Origin of the sequence: Streptomyces sp. NPDC091282 (assembly GCF_044757385.1) — a bacterium.
GTDB lineage: Bacteria > Actinomycetota > Actinomycetes > Streptomycetales > Streptomycetaceae > Streptomyces > Streptomyces gramineus.
Genome location: NZ_JBIVUX010000002.1, coordinates 280,557 through 298,573, shown reverse-complemented (window position 1 = coordinate 298,573; position 18,017 = coordinate 280,557). Strand labels below are relative to the sequence as shown.

At 72.0% G+C, this 18,017-nt stretch carries 15 protein-coding genes and 1 pseudogene; 11 read left to right on the top strand and 5 right to left on the bottom strand.

Annotation, left to right across the window (positions count from 1 at the left end; translation table 11 throughout):
• The first annotated feature begins 202 nt into the window (after positions 1-202).
• Entirely contained in the window at positions 203-619 is a 417-nt protein-coding gene (locus ACIQOE_RS08485) for a BlaI/MecI/CopY family transcriptional regulator (RefSeq protein ID WP_351313767.1), read from the top strand.
• Positions 620-625: 6 nt separating this feature from the next.
• Entirely contained in the window at positions 626-1,546 is a 921-nt protein-coding gene (locus ACIQOE_RS08480) for a M56 family metallopeptidase (protein ID WP_401410528.1), read from the top strand.
• A 73-nt stretch (positions 1,547-1,619) separates the two neighbouring features.
• Here the strand turns inward: ACIQOE_RS08480 and ACIQOE_RS08475 are convergent, their stop codons facing one another.
• Entirely contained in the window at positions 1,620-1,967 is a 348-nt protein-coding gene (locus ACIQOE_RS08475; RefSeq protein WP_351313761.1) for a tetratricopeptide repeat protein, read from the bottom strand.
• Between the two features lie 213 nt (positions 1,968-2,180).
• Here ACIQOE_RS08475 and ACIQOE_RS08470 point away from each other — a divergent pair, with 213 nt between their 5' ends.
• A complete protein-coding gene (locus ACIQOE_RS08470) occupies positions 2,181-3,035 on the top strand; it encodes a chitosanase (protein WP_351313758.1) in 855 nt (284 codons plus the stop codon).
• Between the two features lie 86 nt (positions 3,036-3,121).
• On the opposite strand, the gene ACIQOE_RS08465 is transcribed toward ACIQOE_RS08470, so the two are convergent.
• From ACIQOE_RS08465 to ACIQOE_RS08455, 3 genes and pseudogenes are all read right to left on the bottom strand, one after another.
• The gene (locus tag ACIQOE_RS08465) at positions 3,122-3,928 is read right to left on the bottom strand and encodes an SAM-dependent methyltransferase (RefSeq protein WP_401411541.1); all 807 of its coding nucleotides are present in this window, start codon (positions 3,926-3,928) and stop codon (positions 3,122-3,124) included.
• A gap of 75 nt (positions 3,929-4,003) precedes the next feature.
• Positions 4,004-4,177, bottom strand: a pseudogene (locus ACIQOE_RS08460) (DUF397 domain-containing protein); the annotation flags it as partial.
• Positions 4,178-4,215: 38 nt separating this feature from the next.
• Positions 4,216-5,091, bottom strand: coding sequence for a helix-turn-helix transcriptional regulator (locus ACIQOE_RS08455; protein WP_351313755.1), 876 nt, complete (start codon positions 5,089-5,091; stop codon positions 4,216-4,218).
• A gap of 358 nt (positions 5,092-5,449) precedes the next feature.
• Here ACIQOE_RS08455 and ACIQOE_RS08450 point away from each other — a divergent pair, with 358 nt between their 5' ends.
• From ACIQOE_RS08450 to sbnA, 8 genes are all read left to right on the top strand, one after another.
• The gene (locus ACIQOE_RS08450; protein WP_401410525.1) at positions 5,450-5,776 is read left to right on the top strand and encodes an ATP-binding protein; all 327 of its coding nucleotides are present in this window, start codon (positions 5,450-5,452) and stop codon (positions 5,774-5,776) included.
• 378 nt (positions 5,777-6,154) lie between these two features.
• On the top strand, positions 6,155-6,727 hold the full coding sequence (locus ACIQOE_RS08445; RefSeq protein WP_365559576.1) for a dihydrofolate reductase family protein: 573 nt from the start codon (positions 6,155-6,157) through the stop codon (positions 6,725-6,727).
• Between the two features lie 503 nt (positions 6,728-7,230).
• Entirely contained in the window at positions 7,231-7,446 is a 216-nt protein-coding gene (locus ACIQOE_RS08440) for a hypothetical protein (protein WP_351313746.1), read from the top strand.
• Positions 7,447-7,736: 290 nt separating this feature from the next.
• Complete coding sequence (locus tag ACIQOE_RS08435) at positions 7,737-10,337, top strand: Pls/PosA family non-ribosomal peptide synthetase (RefSeq protein ID WP_401410523.1); 2,601 nt, start codon at positions 7,737-7,739, stop codon at positions 10,335-10,337.
• 13 nt (positions 10,338-10,350) lie between these two features.
• The gene (locus ACIQOE_RS08430; RefSeq protein WP_401410521.1) at positions 10,351-13,614 is read left to right on the top strand and encodes an amino acid adenylation domain-containing protein; all 3,264 of its coding nucleotides are present in this window, start codon (positions 10,351-10,353) and stop codon (positions 13,612-13,614) included.
• Between the two features lie 40 nt (positions 13,615-13,654).
• Complete coding sequence (locus ACIQOE_RS08425; protein WP_351313736.1) at positions 13,655-14,659, top strand: TauD/TfdA family dioxygenase; 1,005 nt, start codon at positions 13,655-13,657, stop codon at positions 14,657-14,659.
• Positions 14,656-15,726, top strand: a complete 1,071-nt coding sequence (sbnB, locus tag ACIQOE_RS08420) for a 2,3-diaminopropionate biosynthesis protein SbnB (RefSeq protein ID WP_351313733.1) — start codon at positions 14,656-14,658, stop codon at positions 15,724-15,726. The genes ACIQOE_RS08425 and sbnB overlap by 4 nt, the downstream gene beginning before the upstream one ends.
• A 36-nt stretch (positions 15,727-15,762) precedes the next feature.
• Positions 15,763-16,806 (top strand): 2,3-diaminopropionate biosynthesis protein SbnA, encoded by a 1,044-nt coding sequence (gene sbnA / locus ACIQOE_RS08415; RefSeq protein ID WP_351313729.1) that lies wholly within the window; start codon positions 15,763-15,765, stop codon positions 16,804-16,806.
• Between the two features lie 54 nt (positions 16,807-16,860).
• On the opposite strand, the gene ACIQOE_RS08410 is transcribed toward sbnA, so the two are convergent.
• Positions 16,861-17,853, bottom strand: a complete 993-nt coding sequence (locus ACIQOE_RS08410; RefSeq protein ID WP_401410518.1) for a pyridoxal-phosphate dependent enzyme — start codon at positions 17,851-17,853, stop codon at positions 16,861-16,863.
• Between the last annotated feature and the right edge of the window lie 164 nt (positions 17,854-18,017).

Sequence of the window (18,017 nt, the reverse complement as noted above, 5' to 3'; positions counted from 1 at the left end):
GGCTGTACTTCTCCGCCGGAGTCCGGTGCGTGCCGCCGCCCGGGATCCCGCTCGCCGCGTTCGTCGTCGTGGACGTGGTGCCCGGCGAGATCGCCCACCGTCGCGGGCGGCGGACGTACGGGGTCAGGGGCGGCGTGAAGTAGCGTGGTCGGACACCGCGGCACGCGTGTCGCACACGCCGACGCCGGAGGGAGACGGGACTATGGCGCGGGCCCGGCGCGGGCAGGGGGAGCTGGAGGGCCAGGTGCTCGGCGCGCTGCGCGAGGCCGGTGGTCCCGTCACCGCCGCCTGGGTGCAGGAGCGGCTCGGCGGCGACCTCGCGTACACCACCGTGGTGACCATCCTGACCCGGCTGCTCGCCAAGGACGTCGTCGCCCGTGAACGGCAGGGCCGGGCCTTCCTGTGGACGCCGACCGCCGACGTGGCCCGGCTCGCCGCGCTGCGGATGCGGCGGCTCCTGGACGGCGAGCGGGACCGCGAGGCCGTGCTGGCGAGCTTCGTCACCGCGCTGCCGCCCGGCGACGAGCAGGTGCTGCGGGCCCTCCTGGAGGCCGCGGGACCGGGCCCGGTGAACCGTCGGAACACCGGCCCCGCCGACCCCGGCGGTACGGAAGACTGACGGTTCATGGGGGTCTTCGTCTTCCTGCCTCTGGTGCTGCCGCTGTCCGCCTGGCCGGTCGCCCGGCTGGCCGAGAGCCGGCTGCATCCGCGCGCCGCCACCCGGCTGCTCACCGCGGTGGCCCTGGTGATGGCCGTGTGCAGCACGCTCTGCCTGGCCCTGCTGATGGTGGTCGGCACCGCCCAGCTGCCCGGCAATCCGCTCCCGGACGGCTGGGCCGATCCCGAGGTGCGGGAGGCGGTGCCGCAGGACGGGATCGCGGGCCGCGCCGCCATCCCCGCGCTCGGCACGGTCGCCGTGCTGTGCGGGCGCACCCTGCACCGGCACCGCCGGGTCACCCGGCTCGCCCGGCGGGCGCTGACGGCGCTGCCCGGCCGCGAGGTGGCCGTCCTGCCCGACCGCACGCCCTACGCCTACGCCCTGCCCGGCCGGATCGTCGTCACCACCGCCCTGCTGGAGGGGCTGGCCCCCGGCGAGCGCCGCGCCCTGTTCGCCCACGAACGCGCCCATGTCGCCGCCCGGCACCACCGCCACCTGCTCGCCGTGCACCTGGCGGCCCGCGCCAACCCGTTCCTGCGGCCCCTGCGCACCGCGGTCGCCTACACCGCCGAACGCTGGGCGGACGAGGCGGCGGCCGGCGCGGTGGGGGACCGGCGCACGGTCGCCCGTGCCATCGGCAGGGCGGCGCTGCTCGCGCCCGGCACACCGGCTCCCACCCTGGCCGCGCTGGCCGCCACCGGTCCGGTGCCGCGCCGGGTCGCCGCACTGCTCGCTCCCGCCCCGTCGGCGCGCGGCTGGCCGCCGGCCTTCACCGCGGCCGGCCTCGCGGTCTGGGGCGCGGCCGCCGGTGCCGCGGCGTCGGCGATGTCGTCGGCGAACTCGGCGGTCACCCTCTTCCTGGTCCTCCAGGCGGCCACCCCCCTGTGACGCCGGCCGCGCCTCGCGGCGGCCGGGCACGCGAAGGGCCCCGGGAAGACCCGGAGCCCTTCGCGGTGCCGTCTCACTCGGCGGGGAAGTCGCCCGCCAGCGCGGAGGCGAGCCGCAGGTGCGGCTCCGCCTCCTCGTGCCGGGCCTGCCGCTGGAGCGTGCGGCCCAGCATCAGCCGGGCGTAGTGCTCCACCGGGTCACGCTCGACGATCTCCCGCAACTCGGCCTCGGCACGGCGCAGTTGGGCCGAGTGGTAGTAGGCGCGGGCCAGCAGCAGCCGCGGTCCGGTCTGCTCCGGCACCTCCTCGACCAGCCCGGCGAGCACCCGCGCGGCGCCCGCGTAGTCCTTGGCGTCGAAGAACAGCCGGGCGCGGTCCCAGCGCTCGGTGAGAGTCCCCTGGTCGTAGTACGTGGTGTCCACTCGTGACCTCCTTCGGGACCGTCAACCGGGCGCGTTGGTTGAATATTCCACCACTTTGGCGCCCCGGGGTGATCGGCGCCGCGGTGGTCCGGACCAGTCTTGTTCGACCCTACGAAGTTTGCGCGTGACGGGTACACATCACCGTCAGGCTCTGATAGGAAACCTTCCTAATAGTGGATCCCAGTCCACCCCCCACCACCTCCTGGAGCCCACGTGAGGCAGCCGAACACCCCCGCGACGACCCCTGCCCTGACCTCCCGGCGCACCCTGCTCGCCCTGCTCGGCGCGTCCGCCGCCGGCGCCGTACTGCTGCGTCCCGAGCACGCCTCGGCCGCCGCGGCCTCCACGGCCGCGAGCTGTGTGGGCCTCGACGACGCGGCGAAGAAGGAGATCGCCATGAAGCTGGTGTCGAGCGCGGAGAACTCCTCGCTCGACTGGAAGGCGCAGTACAAGTACATCGAGGACATCGGCGACGGCCGCGGCTACACCGCCGGGATCATCGGATTCTGCTCCGGCACCGGCGACATGCTCGACCTCGTCCAGCTCTACACCGACCGCAAGCCCGGCAACGTCCTCGCCAAGTACCTCCCGGCGCTGCAGCGGGTCAACGGCAGCGACTCGCACTCCGGTCTCGACCCGAACTTCCCCGCGGACTGGCGCAAGGCCGCCCAGGACACCGCCTTCCAGCAGGCGCAGAACGACGAGCGCGACCGCGTCTACTTCAACCCGGCCGTACAGCAGGGCAAGACGGACGGCCTGGGCACGCTGGGGCAGTTCGCCTACTACGACGCCATCGTCATGCACGGCGACGGCGACGACTCCACCAGCTTCCGCAACATCCGCAAGCGGGCCCTCACCAAGGCCAAGCCGCCGGCCCAGGGCGGCAACGAGACGACGTACCTCAACGCCTTCCTCGACGCCCGTGTCTGGGCCATGAAGCAGGAGGAGGCGCACAGCGACACCACCCGGGTCGACACCGAGCAGCGGGTCTTCCTGAACAAGGGCAACCTGTGCCTGAACACCCCGCTCGACTGGAAGGTGTACGGGGACAGCTACCACATCGGCTGACCCGTTCCCGGCCCTGTACCGGGCCGTCGGGGTTGTCGGGGCTGTCGTGCCGCCGGGTCACCGTGCGGTACGGCAGCCCGTCCGCGTCACGGCTTGATGCCCACTCCGGTCCACAGGCTGACCTCCGCGTCGACGGCGGTCGGTTCGGCGTCGGGACGCCAGCGGTGCGCCAGCGAGATGCCGGGGTCGAGCAGGTCGAGCCCGTCGAAGAACCGCTTCACCTCGTCGTGCGTGCGGAACCGCACCGGAGTGCCGCCGTTCTCGTAGATCTCCGCGACCTTCCCCCAGGAGTCCGGGTCGAAGTCGGGGGTGACGTGGCTGAGGGCGAGCGCGCTGCCCGACGGCAGTATGGCCAGCAGCCTGGTGACGATGCCGTAGGGGTCCTGGTCGTCCGTCACGAAGTGCATGAGGGCGTTGAGCGACAGCGCCACCGGCTTGCCGAGGTCCAGGATCTCGGTCAGCTCGGGGGCGTCGATGAGTGCCTGCGGGTCGTTGACGTCGGCCTCGATGTACGTGGTGCGGCCCTCGGGGCTGCTGCGCATCAGGCGCTCGGCGTACTTGAGCACCAGCGGGTCGTTGTCGGCGTACACCACCCGTGCGTCGGCCACCACGGACTGGGCCACCTGGTGCAGGTTCGGCTCCGTGGGGATGCCGGTGCCGATGTCCAGCCACTGCCGGATGCCGTGCTCCCGGGCCAGGACGCGCGTGGCCCGGTGCATGAATCCCCGGTTCTCGTGCGCGGCGACGAAGACACCGGGATAGGCGGACGCGACGCTCTCGCCCACCTGCCTGTCTATCGCGAAGTGGTCCTTGCCGCCGAGGTAGTAGTCGTACATCCGGGCGGAGTGGGGCCTGCTGGTGTCGATGTCCCGCGCCGCGTGCGAGTCGGTCATCCTGAACCTTTCGGAGGGGGTGCGTGGGGAGGTCAGCCTGGTCAGGTGGTCGGCGAGGCCCCGTTTGACCCCGGCCACGAACGCCGTGATCTCTTCCGGGGTGTAGATCAGCGCGGGGCCGGCCGGATCGGTCGACTGCCGCAACGCGACCCGCCCGTCGGCGAGTTGCTTGGTCTGCACGCACTGGCCGCCGTTGGGGCCGCTCCAGGGCGACTCCCAGCCCTGCTCGCCGAGGTCGGAGGCGGGCATGCCGTTGTACACGTCGTGGGCACTGCCGTCGATGATGGTCATGCGTACTCCTTGCGCATGCGGTTCAGGAGCGCCCTGCTCTGCGCGTCGGAGGTCAGCAGGGACATGCGGTTGTGCGCCTCCAGGTGCGCGACGACGTCGGACCGCTGGTCCAGGTACATCGCGCCGGAGAGGATCTCGCTGTAGACGACGTCCGGGAGCTCGGGCTCCTCGAAGCGGAAGTAGGTGAACGGGGCGCACGCGCCCACATGGGCACCGGCGGTGAACGGCACGACGTCCACGCTGATGTGGTCCAGCTCCGAGACCTCCAGGAGCCGTTCGATCTGGCCCCGCATCACCTGCGGGCCGCCGACGACCCGGTGCAGTACGGCCTCCTCCATGACCACCCACAGGGTGGGCGCCTCGGCCCGCTCCAGCAGGGCCTGCCGGCGCAGCCGGAGGTTCACCCGCCGGTCCAGGTCCTCGTCACGGTCGTTGGGGAAACCGCCGCTCAGCACCGAGCGCGCGTACTCGGGGGTCTGCAGCAGTCCGGTGGCGTAGTGCGGCTCGTAGGTGCGCAGGGTCTTCGCACCGGTCTCCAGGCTCACATAGGCGCTGAACCAGTTCGGCAGCACGTCACGGTAGGTGTGCCACCAGCCGGGCTCGTTGGCCCGCTCGGCGAAGGCGACGAACTCCTCGGTCTCCTGCCGGTCGGCGCCATAGGTCTCCAGGAGTTTCTCGACGTAGAGGGGCTTGAGCGCCACCTCCGCCTTCTCCAGGCGGCGGATGGTCAGGGGAGCGACCCGCAGGGCCCGCGCCGCCTCGTCCAGTGACACGCCCGCTTCCTGGCGGCGCTCCTGGAGCCTGCGGCCCAGGATCATGCGCAGCACGGTGGGCGCGCTGGAACTGCTCGCGTTCGAACGGCCTTCGCTCACGCCCTACCTCCTGATGGAACGTCACCGGTACAAGTTTGTCAGGCACTTGGCGAAGCGACCACACCGACACCGGCAGGCTGAAATTATCAGGGAGTCGGTTGCAGGTTGAACCCCGCTGCGCGCATAGTTACTTGAGTAAATCGCGGTCACGCCCACGGGCAACGCGCCTCTCCCGTGCGGACGTTGCTCAGTACTGCCTGCACTGCCTGCTCCCCGCCGCAGCCGCCTCACGGAAGGCAACCACGTGTCCCCCCACGCGACCTCCCCGCTCGACCTGTTAGACGTCGTCGACCCCGACCAGTCGCACTGGATCGAGCTGCCCTCCCACCGCTCCAGCGTCAGAGTCGCCCGGCGCTCCATGAGAGAGCGTCTGGGCGGGTGGGGGATGCCCGCCGAGCTGTGCGAGGACGCGGTGCTGCTCGTCTCCGAGCTGGTCACCAACGCCATCCGGCACACGTTCAGCGTCCGCATCCTGTGTGGCATGGGCATGATGACCGAGGGGTGCCTGAGGCTGGAGGTGCACGACCACGACTACTCGCGGCGGGGTCTGCTCCGGCGCGAGCCCGGCCCCGACGACGAGGGCGGCCGGGGACTGCTGCTCGTCGAAGAACTCGCGGACTCCTGGGGCGTCGACAGGTCCCGGCTCACCAGCGGCCACGCCGTGTGGGCCACGCTGACGCCCTGACGCAGGCGCCGGGCACCCAGGACTCAGGGGGACGGTCCAGGGGTGCCGGACGGGTGAGGGGGGACTCGCCCGGTCCTGCTCCGCGGAACACCGCGGGGCCGGCGCCCGGCCCCGGTGAGCACGCTCGCCCCGATTGGGGGAGGGCGACCGTGCTCACCGGGGCGCTCCCGCCACCTGGATGCCTTCCGTCATCCGCACCCGGCACGTCCGACACCGGTCCCGCAGGTCACCGACCTGCGGGACCGGTGTCTTTTCGCTGCCGGTCCGCGGGCGGGGCCCACCGACAAGTCGAGTTTCCTTGACAAAATAATTTGTCGGTCGGATGCTGGAGGCCGGCCCACCGGACACCCCGGACCTCCCGACGGCAGGAAAACCCAGATGCGCACTCTGATCAGCACCGCCTTCGTCTCGCTCGACGGCGTCGTCGAGGCCCCCGGTGGCGAACCCGGTTACCGGAACACCGGGTGGACGTTCAAGGGGATCGAGTTCGTCCCCGAGGCGTTCGAGATCAAGGGGCGGGAGCAGGAGGAGTCGGCCGCGGTCCTGATGGGCCGTACCAGCTACGAGGCGTTCAGCCCGGTGTGGCCCGACATGCCGGAGTTCGCGCGCTACCGGACGCTGCCCAAGTACGTCGTCTCCACCACGCTCGACGCCGGCGACCTGGTCACGAACTGGGGCGAGACCACGATCCTGCGCTCGCTCGACGAGGTGGCCGCCCTCAAGGAGACCGAGGGCGGACCGGTCATCGTGCACGGCAGCGCCACGCTGAACCACGCGCTGTCCGACGCCGGCCTCGTCGACCGCTACCACCTGCTCGTCTACCCGCTGCTGCTCGGCGCCGGAAAGCGCCTGTTCAGCACCTCGGACAAGGACACGCAGCACCTGCGGCTGGTGGAGCAGGAGACCTACTCCAACGGCGTGCAGAAGGCCGTCTTCGACGTCGTGCGCTGACCGTCCCCGCGCGGCCACGCCCCACGGACCCGTGCCCCACGGACCCGCGCCCCACCGGCGGCTCCGGCCACTCGGCCCCGGCGACGGGTCGGGCCCGTCGGCGCGCCGCGCGGATGGCGCCTCCCATCAGGAGCCGAACGCCGCCGCCCCCCGGCAGCCCTCCCGGCGAAGGCGCTCGCACGCGCCGTACCCGTACTCACCCGGACGGCCCCCGGCAGGCCCGCGCGTCCCGTGGCCGGGGCGCCGGGTTCTGCGGAGACCCGGCGATCGCCCGGCCGGGCGCCGGGCGCCGGCGGTCCGCCACGGAGGGCGGCCACGGGTGTACGCCGGATGCGCCGACCCCTTTTCCGCTCCTTCCCGGCCCTCCGCTCCCGGCCGTCCGCCGATTTTCGGCCTTCGGCCGCCCCGCGCGTCCCGTCCGTCACGGGTGACGACGCCGCCACGACCCGCATCGGCGGGTGACCTCCCGCATGACCGGGCTCGTCAGGGGGAATCCGGGAGTCATGAAAGACGCGCCTGTGGTGGTGCAGCCGCCGGGCACCGACGGTGGCAGGAAGGTGACCATCCGCGGAGAGTACGTCGGCACCGCGTATCACCTGCTCGACGTCGTCGAGTTCCTGCGCCGGGCCGGGCTGCCCGAGGCCAACACGACGGTCGACGACCCGGACCTCATCGAGTGGCGCGGTCTGGGCCCGAGGGCCTGGACGGCCGCCGGCTGATCCCGCCGCGACCGAACCGCCGGGCGAGGCCCCTACCGGGCCGGGACCCGGCCCTTCCGCATGCCCGCCCGGCCGGCCCCGGCTCCCACCGCCCGCGTCATCGGTTGGGGGACCGCCATGTGGGTGAACCGCCTCCCGGCCGACCCGCCTGAATCCTTGGGGATACGGCCCGGCGCGTCGTTCAACCCTCGCCGCCGGGCCGGGGGCAGAAGTGGCAGACGTAGATCTCTCTGGACAAACTGAATCCGCCGGTTCGTGATCAGGAACATCCACGTTCTCCAGGAGATCGCATGGTGGAACAGTCCTCCGAGGTCGTTTCGGAGCCGGATGAGTCCCTTGAGTCCGTCGTCGCGCTGAGCGGCACCGGCCAGCGAGGGGAGGAGACCGAGCTGCGGCTCGCGCAGGCGCTCGCCGACCTGCTCGGCACCGAGAGTGTTCCGGCCGACGGCCACTTCTTCACCGACCTCGGCGCCAACTCCCTGGTCATGGCCCAGTTCTGCGCACGAATACGCAAGGCCCCGGATCTGCCCAGTCCTTCCATGAAGGACATCTACCAGCACCCCACGATCCGGAGTCTGGCCACCGCGCTCGGGACCTGCGCACCCGCTGCTCCCACGGACGCGCCGTCCCCGGCGGCGCCCGTGCCGCCTTCGCCGCCCCCGCGGCCCGGTCCTGGTCCGTTCGTGAAGCGGCTCATCCATCTGCTCTGCGGAACCGCCCAGTTGACGGTCTTCCTCGGCTATTCACTGGCCTACGGATTCGCCACCGCGGCCGGATACCAATGGATCGCCACCGGTTCGGGCCTGGCCGACATCTACCTGCGGTCGGTCCTGTTCGGAGGCATCGCCTTCGTCACCCTGTGCGCCTTCCCGATCGCCGGGAAATGGCTGCTCGTCGGCCGCTGGCAACCCGGTGAGTTCCGCGTCTGGGGCCTTCACTACCTGCGCTTCTGGCTCGTCAAGGTCCTGATCCACGCCAACCCGATGATCCTGCTCGCCGGAACACCGCTGTACGTGCTGTACCTGCGGGCCCTCGGCGCACGGATCGGCAAGGGCGTCACGATCCTCACGCGCTCCGTCCCGGTCTGCACCGACCTCCTGACGGTCGGCGCCGACACGGTCGTCCGCAAGGACGCGTTCCTCCTGTGCTACCGGGCCCACGCCGGACACATACAGACCGGCCGGATCACCCTCGGCGCGGACGTGTTCGTCGGCGAGAAGACCGTGCTGGACATCGACACCGCCATGGGCGACGGCTCCCAGCTGGGGCACTCCTCCGCCCTCCACCGCGGTCAGTCGGTCCCGGCCGGCGAGCACTGGCACGGATCCCCGGCGGAACCCACCCGCGTCGACTACGCCAGGGTCGCGCCCGCCCGCTGCGGCACCCTGCGCCGGGCCTGGTTCGGCGCGGGCACCCTGATCCAGCTGTTCCTCCTCTACATCCCGCTGCTCGTCGGCGGTGTGTACATGGTCTTCACCGAGGTCCCGGCGATCGGCAGGCGGCTCGACCCGCAGACGGCGGTCAGCCCCTCCGAACTGGTCCCCGACGCCCTGGTGCTCTCCGCCGTCCTGTTCTTCGGCTTCGTGATCCTCGGACTGCTGGTCCTGTGCACCGTGCCGCGGCTGGTGGGCCTGGTCCTCAGGCCCGACCGGATCTATCCCCTCTACGGATTCCACTACGTGCTGCAGCGCACCACGGCCCGCATGACGAACATCAAGTTCTTCACGTGGCTGTTCGGCGACAGCTCGTACATCGTCCACTACCTGCGCGGCATCGGATACGACCTCTCGCGCGTCGAGCAGACCGGCTCGAACTTCGGCACCGAGCTGCAGCACGAGTCACCGCTGCTGGTGACCGTCGGCAGCGGGACGATGATCGCCGACGGCCTGTCCGTCCTCAACGCCGACTTCTCCAGCACCTCGTTCCGGCTGTCCCGGGTGGAGATCGGGCCGAGCAACTTCCTCGGCAACAACATCGCCTACCCGGCGGGCGGCAGGACGGGCGCGAACTGCCTGCTGGCCACCAAGGTGATGGTGCCCATGGACGGCGAGGTCAGGGAAGGCGTCGGCCTCCTCGGGTCACCGTGCTTCGAGATCCCCCGCACGGTGGACCGCGACACCCGGTTCGACCACCTCAGGACCGGCGACACCCTCCGCACCCGGCTCGCCGAGAAGAACCGCTACAACCTCAACTCCATGGTGGCCATGCTGCTCGTGCGCTGGCTGCACACCTTCGCGCTCACCCTGTTCGGACTCGCCTCCGTGGACCTGTACGGCGCGCTCGGAGAAGTGGTGATCGGCGGCTACCTGGCCTTCTCGCTGGTCTTCTCCACCGCGTACTTCGTCCTGGTGGAGCGCTGGATCGGATCCTTCCGGCCGCTGCGCCCCCGCCTGTGCTCCATCTACGACCCGTACTTCTGGTGGCACGAGCGGCTCTGGAAGGTCCCGGACCAGTACCTCAACATCTTCAACGGCACGCCGTTCAAGACCCTGGTCTGGCGGCTGCTGGGAGTCCGCATCGGCAGCAGGGTGTTCGACGACGGCGTCTACATGACCGAACGCACGCTCAGCGCCGTCGGCGACGAGTGCACCCTCAACGCCGCCAGCAAGATCCAGTGCCACTCGCAGGAGGACGGCACCTTCAAGTCGGACGTCACGACGCTCGGTGCCGGCTGCACGCTCGGCGTCGGCTCCCATGTGCACTACGGCGTGACCATGGGCGACGGCGCGGTGCTGGCGCCCGACTCCTTCCTCATGAAGGGCGAGGAAGTCCCCGCGCACGCACAGTGGGGCGGCAACCCCGCGGTGGAGATGCCGGAGAGCGGCAGTCGGCCCGGTGCCGTCGGCCGGACCACGTCAGCAGCCAACGCCACCACGGCGAACGTGAGTTGAGGAAGGCCATTCGATGGGAACGCGCGTGGAAACCGACCGGGAGTTCTGGAGCCGGATACTGAGCGCAGGCGGCGCCACCGCCGTGCCGCGATGGGCTCCGCAACCTGAGCAGGGCACGGCCGAGCACGAGATACCCGTGCCGGACGACACGGCGCACGCGGTGCGGGAACTGGCCGGGCGACACGGCCTGCCGGTCGACGCGCCCATGCTGGCCGCGCACCTCAAGGTGCTTGCCGTGCTCTCCGGCGAATCCGAAGTGGTCACGGGCTGCGTCAGCGGCACCGAGGCCGAGCCGCTGCCCTGCCGGGTGTCCGTCCCGTCCGGATCCTGGACCGCCCTGCTCACGGCCGCGCACCGCGCCGAGGCCGAGCTGCGGGCCCGCCGCGCCTTCCCGGTGGCAGACCTGCGGCGCGAACTGGGCCTGACGGAACCGCCGTTCGAGGTCGTGTGCGGACCCGCGGCAGCGGACCACGGCCCCGCGGACGGGCCCGCGGGCGACGCCGTCCTGCACGTGCGCTGGTCCGACCGGGACGGGCGGATGACGCTGCACCTGCGCCGGCGCACCGACGTGCTCGACTCCCGCGCCGCCGCCCGCATCGGCGGCTACCACCTGGCGGCGCTGCGGCTGATGACCGCCCAGCCCGACGCGGACCACACCCGCCAGAGCCTGCTCTGCGCCGAGGAGGAACGCGAACAACTGGACGGCCTGGCAGGCCCCGAGCGGGAACTGCCCGACCTGCGCGCGCACGAACTCTTCGAACAGCGGGCCAGGACCCACCCGGAGGCGGTGGCCGCCGTCCACGGCGAGCAGCAGTGGACGTACGGCGAACTCGACCGCAGGTCCAACCGGCTGGCGCGCGCCCTGCTCGCCAGGGGCCTGGGCCGGGAGGACGTCGTCGCCGTCGTCACCGAACGCAACCTCGACTGGCTGGCGGCCGTGCTGGCGGTGTTCAAGGCCGGCGGCGCCTACCTGCCGATCGAGCCGCACTTCCCGGCCGGCCGGATCGAGGCGACGCTCTCCCGGGCCCGGTGCCGGCTGGTCCTCACCGAGTCCGCGAGCACCCGCACCCTCGACGAGGCGCTGGGAGCCCTGGAGGGCGTCGACAAGCTCCTGACGGAGACGGCGTACGCCGAGTCGCACGCCGACGACAGCCCGGGCATCGAGGTCGGTCCCGGCCAACTCGCCTACATCTACTTCACGTCCGGCTCCACCGGAGAGCCCAAGGGCGCCATGTGCGAGCAGGCGGGCATGCTCAACCACCTCTACGCCAAGATCGACGACCTGTCGATCGGCGAGGGGACGGTGGTCGCCCAGACCGCGCCGCAGTGCTTCGACATCTCCCTGTGGCAGCTCATGGCCCCGCTGCTGGCGGGCGGCCGGACCCTGCTGGTCGAGCAGGACGTGATCACCGACGTGGAGCGGTTCGTCGGCACCCTGGAACGCGGCCGGGTCGGCGTGGCCCAGCTCGTGCCGTCCTACCTGGAGGTCGTCGTCTCCTACCTGGAGCGGCACCCCCGGATGCTGCCGGACCTGCGCTGCGTGTCCGTGACCGGCGAGGCGCTCAAACGGGAGCTGGTCCAGCGCTGGCTGGCGGTCCAGCCCGGCATCGCGCTGCTCAACGCCTACGGGCTGACCGAGACCTCCGACGACACCAACCACGAGGTCCTGCGGGAGGTGCCCGAACGGGTGCTGCTGGGACGGCCCGTGAACAACGTCCGCGTCCACGTCGTCGACGAGCACCTGGCGCTGGTGCCGCTCGGCGCCCCCGGACTGATCGCCTTCTCCGGCGTCTGCGTGGGCCGTGGATACGTCAACGACCCCGAACGCACCCGCGAGGCGTACCGCACGGACCCGTACCGGCCCGGTGAACGGCTGTACCTGGGCGGCGACTGGGGCCGCTGGCACCCGGACGGCAAGCTGGAGTTCCTCGGCCGCCGCGACAACCAGGTCAAGATCCGCGGCTTCCGGATCGAGATCGGCGAGATCGAGAACTCCCTGCTGCGGGTCGACGGCGTACGGGACGGCGCGGTGGTCGTCGCCGAGCGCAACGGCGGCGGCAAGCAGTTGATCGCCTTCTACGCCGGCCGGGAGCACGAGCCCGAGGCGCTGCGCAAGTCCCTCGGCGCGGCCCTGCCCGGCTACATGGTGCCGTCGGCCTTCCACTGGCGGGAGGCCCTGCCGCTGACCGCCAACGGCAAGATCGACCGCAAGGCCCTGACCGCGCTGGCCGAGCAGGCGGCACCGGAACCGCAGGGCGCCGCCGACGCCGCCCCGCTCAGCCCGACCGAACGGCGGCTGGCGGCGGCCTGGGCCGAACTGCTCGGGGTGCCCGAGCGGCGGATCGGCCGCACGGACCACTTCTTCGACGCCGGCGGCACCTCGCTGACCGCGGTCAAGCTCAGCCTCGCCCTGGACCGTGCGGTGTCCCTCAAGGACATCACCCGGCATCCGTTCCTCGCCGACCTGGCCGCCCTCCTCGACGGCACGCCCCGGCAGCGCCCGGAGCTGCTGCTGCCCCTGTCGGGCGGCAGCCGCGCCGCGGAATGCGCCCTGGTCTGCTTCCCGTACGCGGGCGGCAACGCCGTCAACTACCAGCCGATGGCGAGCGCGCTGACGGGCAGCGGCCTGCCGGTCCTCGCCGCGGACCTGCCCGGCCACAACCTGGCCGCGCCGCCGGAACCGTTCGAGACGATCGAGCAGGTCGCCGAGCGGACGGTCGCCGAGATCACCTCCCGCGGCCTGACCCGGGTCGTGCTGTGGGGCCACTCCTCGGGAACCGCCGCGGCCGTCGAGACCGCGCTCCGGCTCCAGCAGCGGGGCGTGCAGGTGGCCCGGGTCTTCCTGGGCGCGCAACTGCTCGGCACCGCCGCGGACCGGTTCGCCGCGATCGTCGAACTGACCGCCGCCGGTGACGCCGAGATCGTCCAGCGGCTGACCGCGCAGGGCGGCTACGCGGAACTCCTCGAACTCGACGCGCCGCACGCCGCACACATCGCGGCCGCCTACCGGCACGACTGCGTCGCCGCCCACCGCTACTTCCACCAGGCCCTGGAAGCCCCGCCGCCGGTGAGACTGACCGCGCCCGTCTCGGTGGTCGTGGCCGCCGACGACCCGCACACCGCCGGCCACGCCCAGCGCCACCGCGACTGGCGGCTCTTCGCCGACCACGTCGAACTCCATGAACTCGCCGACGGAGGCCATCACTTCCTGCGCACCCGTCCGGCCGAGACGGCACAGGCCGTGCTGAACAGCGTCCTTCCCCTCGCCTCCTCCTGACCTCCGTCACCTCCAGGCGGTCGACCGAAAGGAACCCGAGATGCCGTTCTCCTCCCTGGCATCACCACTCGACGTGGAGCTGCGGCCGGACAAGCCGGCGCTGCTGTGCGTCGATCCCCCCGACGACGCCCCGCGATGGACGGCCGAGCACCGCGACGCGCTCCGCGCGCAGGTCGCCGAGCACGGCGCGCTGGTCGTCCGCGGCCTCGGACTGCGCGACGCCGCTCAGGCCGGAGCCGTCTTCGCCGGGATGGCCGGCGACCTGATGACGGAGCGCGAGGCCTTCGCGCCCCGCGAGGCCCACGGCCGCGGCGTGTACTCCTCCACCCCCTGGCCGGACCACCAGCCGATGTGCATGCACCACGAGCTGAGCTACCGTCAGGAGGTCCCCGGCCTCATGCTGTTCGCCTGCCTCACCGCGCCCGAGCAGGGCGGGGCGACGGCGGTGGCCGACGCCGAGGAGGTGCTGCGCGCACTGCCCACCGGGCTCACCGAGCGGTTCGAGCGGGAGGGCTGGATCCTCACCCGCAGCTACAGCGACGAGATCGGGGCGAGCCTCGCGGAGTCGTTCGGCACCGCGGACCGCGCCGAGATCGAGCAGTACTGCCGCGCGAACGGCATCACGTGCACCTGGCAGCCCGACGGGTCGCTGCGCACCGAGCAGCACCGCGCCGCCGTCGTCCGGCACCCGGTCACCGGCAGGCGGTGCTGGTTCAACCAGATCGCCTTCCTCAACGAGTGGACGCTGGACCCGGAGGTGCGCGAGTACCTGCTGGACGTCTACGGCCCGGACGGACTGCCGTTCAACACCCGCCACGGCGACGGCTCCCCGATCGCCGAGGACGTCGTGCGGACCATCAACAGCACCTACGAGGCGCACGCCCGGCGCGAACCCTGGCAGGCCGGTGACCTGCTGCTCGTGGACAACGTACGCACCGCGCACAGCAGGGAGGCGTTCTCCGGAGAGCGCCAGGTGCTGGTCGGCCTGGGCGAGCCGCTGCGGCCCGCCGACGACTGCCCGGCGCTGGAGGCGAGCGAACGATGACCGACACCCTGTCGACCCCCACCCGGTCCGCGGCACCCGGCGCGCCGGCCGTGCCGACCTTCGCGGTGATCAGCGGCGAGGAGGTGCAGCAGGCCCTGACCGGGCACGAGAAGCAGCTCGTGGAGCTGGTCGAGACCGTCTACCGGCTGCACGACGCGGGAGACTCGGTCAACCCGCCGTCGTACTTCCTGCGCTTCCAGGACCGTCCCACCTCGCGGATCATCGCGCTGCCGGCCTCGCTCGGCGGTCCGGTCCACGTGGACGGCCTGAAGTGGATCTCCAGCTTCCCGGAGAACGTGGGCGCCGGACTGCCGCGGGCGTCCGCGGTGCTCATCCTCAACGACCACGACACCGGCTACCCGTTCGCGTGCCTGGAGAGCTCGATCATCAGCGCCACCAGGACGGCGGCCTCCGCCGCGCTGGCCGCCGACTGGCTGAGCCGCAACCGGACGCGCCCCACCCGGGTCGGGTTCTTCGGCACCGGCCTGATCGCCCGGTACATCCACACCTTCCTGGCCGGCACGGGCTGGGACTTCGACGAGGTCGGCGTGCACGACCTGTCCGCCGACAGCGCGGCCGGGTTCTGCGGCTACCTGCGGGAGTCCGGCGGCGCCGCGCGCGTCACCGTCCACGACACCGCCGAGGACCTGATCCGCGCCAGCGACCTGGTGGTCTTCGCCACCATCGCCGGCCAACCGCACGTGACCGACCAGGCCCTGTTCGCCCACAACCCGCTGGTCCTGCACGTCTCCCTGCGCGACCTCGCCCCGGAGATCCTGCTGGGCTCGGCCAACTTCGTCGACGACGTCGAGCACTGTCTCAAGGCCGACACGTCGCCCCACCTGGCCGAACAGCTCACCGGCAGCCGTGACTTCCTGAACGGCACCCTCGGCGACGTCATGGCCGGACGGGCCGCGCCGCCGACCGACCGGCCGGTGATCTTCTCGCCGTTCGGACTCGGCGTCCTCGACCTCGCCGTCGGCAAGCACGTCTACGACGAGGTGTCCCGGTCGGGGGAGCTGCGCGTCATCGATGACTTCTTCCACGAACTGCGTCGGTACGGCTGAGGCCGTGGTCCTCGGCCCGGCACCAGGAGGCCCGCCGTGCCCGTCATATCCGCTCCCCACGCCTTCAACGAGGGCGACCTCTTCGTCGATCTCGCGTCGATCTGCGGATACCCGCTCTACCTGAAGTGCGAGGCCTTCAACTTCGCCGGTTCCATCAAGTTGAAGGCCGCGAACGAAATGGTGGAGAGCGCCGAGCGGGACGGAATCCTGACAGCGGATTCCGTTCTCGTGGAGTCCTCCTCCGGAAACCTCGGCGTCGCGCTCAGCATGATCGCCGCAAGCAAGGGCTACCGGTTTCTGTGTGTGACGGACTCCCGGTGCAACCTGTCGACCAGGCTCCTCATGGAGGCGCTCGGCAGCGAGGTGCACATCGTGGCCGACCAGGACGGCAACGGCGGCTTCCTGGGCAAGCGGATCGACTACGTCCGCTCGCTGTGCGCCTCCGACGACCGGTACGTCTGGCTCAGTCAGTACACCAACGCCGGCAACTGGCTGGCCCACTACCGCACGACGGCCCCGGAGATCGCCCGCCGGTTCCCGCAGCTGGACGTGTTGTTCATCGGGGCCGGGACCACCGGCACCCTGATGGGCTGCGCGCGCTACTTCCGCGAGTGGAACCGGCCGGTACGGATCGTCGCGGTCGATGCCCAGGGCTCGGTGGCGTTCGGCGGCGAGCCGGGCCGCCGGATGATCCCGGGCCTCGGCATGAGCATGCGGCCACCCCTGCTCGACGAGTCCCTCGTCGACGAGGTGATCAAGGTCGAGGAACCGGACACCATCCGGATGTGCCACCGCATGGCCAGGAGCGGTTTCCTGTTCGGCGGCTCCACCGGGACCGTGGTCAGCGGCGCGACGGACTGGCTGTCCCGGCACGAGGGCGGTGACCTCACCGCGGTGGCCATCGCTCCCGACCTCGGGGAGCGGTACCTCGACACCATCTACCAGACCAACTGGCTCCACGACCTGTACGGCGACGAGGTGCTCGACACCGGCGTCGGCGGCGGTGCCGTGCAGACGAACACCCCGGCGCGGGAACCCAAGTCCGCGTCACGTGCCCCGGCCCGCCGTCGCACCACCTGACGCCGGGCTCCCCGAAGGGCCCCCGGACGCCACCCGTGGCGTCCGGGGGCCCTTTCAGTGCGCCGGGCCGTCCTCGGGCGGGAAGACCGGCAGGGAACCGTCGAGGAGGCCGACGGCCTCGGCGTGGCCGAAGAGCCCGGGCAGGCCGCCGGTGTGCCAGAAGACGGTCGTCCGGCCCGGTGCGACGATGCCCTCCTCGGCCGCCGCGAGCAGCCCGGCCAGGGCGCGTCCCGTGTAGACGGGATCGAGCACGATGCCCTCGGTGCGGGCCGCGAGCCGCAGCGCCGCGGCGGTGGACGCGGTGAGCCGGCCGTAACCGGCCCCGACCTGGTCGGAGCGGATACGGAGCCGGTCGCGCACGTCGGATCCGGTGAGTTCGCCTGCCATGGCGGCGACGGCCGCGGCGGGCTCCTCCATCGCGCCGGTGTCGACGCCCAGCACCCGGTCGGCGCCCAGCGCGGCGACCAGACCGGCCATGGTGCCGCCCGAACCCACCGCGACGACGGCCAGATCCAGCGACGGAACCTGCGCGAGGAGTTCCCGGCCCGCCTGTTCGTAGCCCCGGGCCCCCACGGCGTTGGACCCGCCGAACGGGATCAGCTCAGGGCGCGCCCCCCGGCGGCGCAGCGCGGCCACCGTCTCCTCCGCGGTCGCGACGAGCCCTGCCAGGTCCACGTCGCCGGCCCAGTGCACCCGGGCCCCGAAGAGGGCGTCCAGGACCAGGTTCCCCGACCGTGAGGCGCCGGGCCGGCCCGGGAAGACCAGCACCACGTCCAGGCCGAGCCGTGCTCCGGCCGCGGCGGTCAGCCGCGCGTGGTTGGACTGCGGTGCCCCCACGGTGACCAGGGTGTCCGCCCCGGCGGCCAGGGCCGCGCCGACCGTGTACTCCAGCTTTCGGACCTTGTTGCCGCCCGCTCCCAGGCCGATCAGGTCGTCCCGCTTGATCCAGAGGTCGTCCTCGCGCAGACCGAGCGCGGCGGCCAGCCGCGGGGCCTTCTCCAGCGGCGTCGGCCAGCCGGCCAGGGACGTGGGCGGGGCAGCGGGCACGCGGGTTCCTCCCTCACTTCGCACCGGCATCACCGCACGCCGGGCGGACACCGAGGCGACCGAGGGTACTGCCCCGGCGGGGTCCGTCGGCGCGGACACGGGGGGCCGGGCCTCGTGCGGCGCGGCGGACATGCCGACGGCTCCCGTCCTGTCCGCCAGGAGGG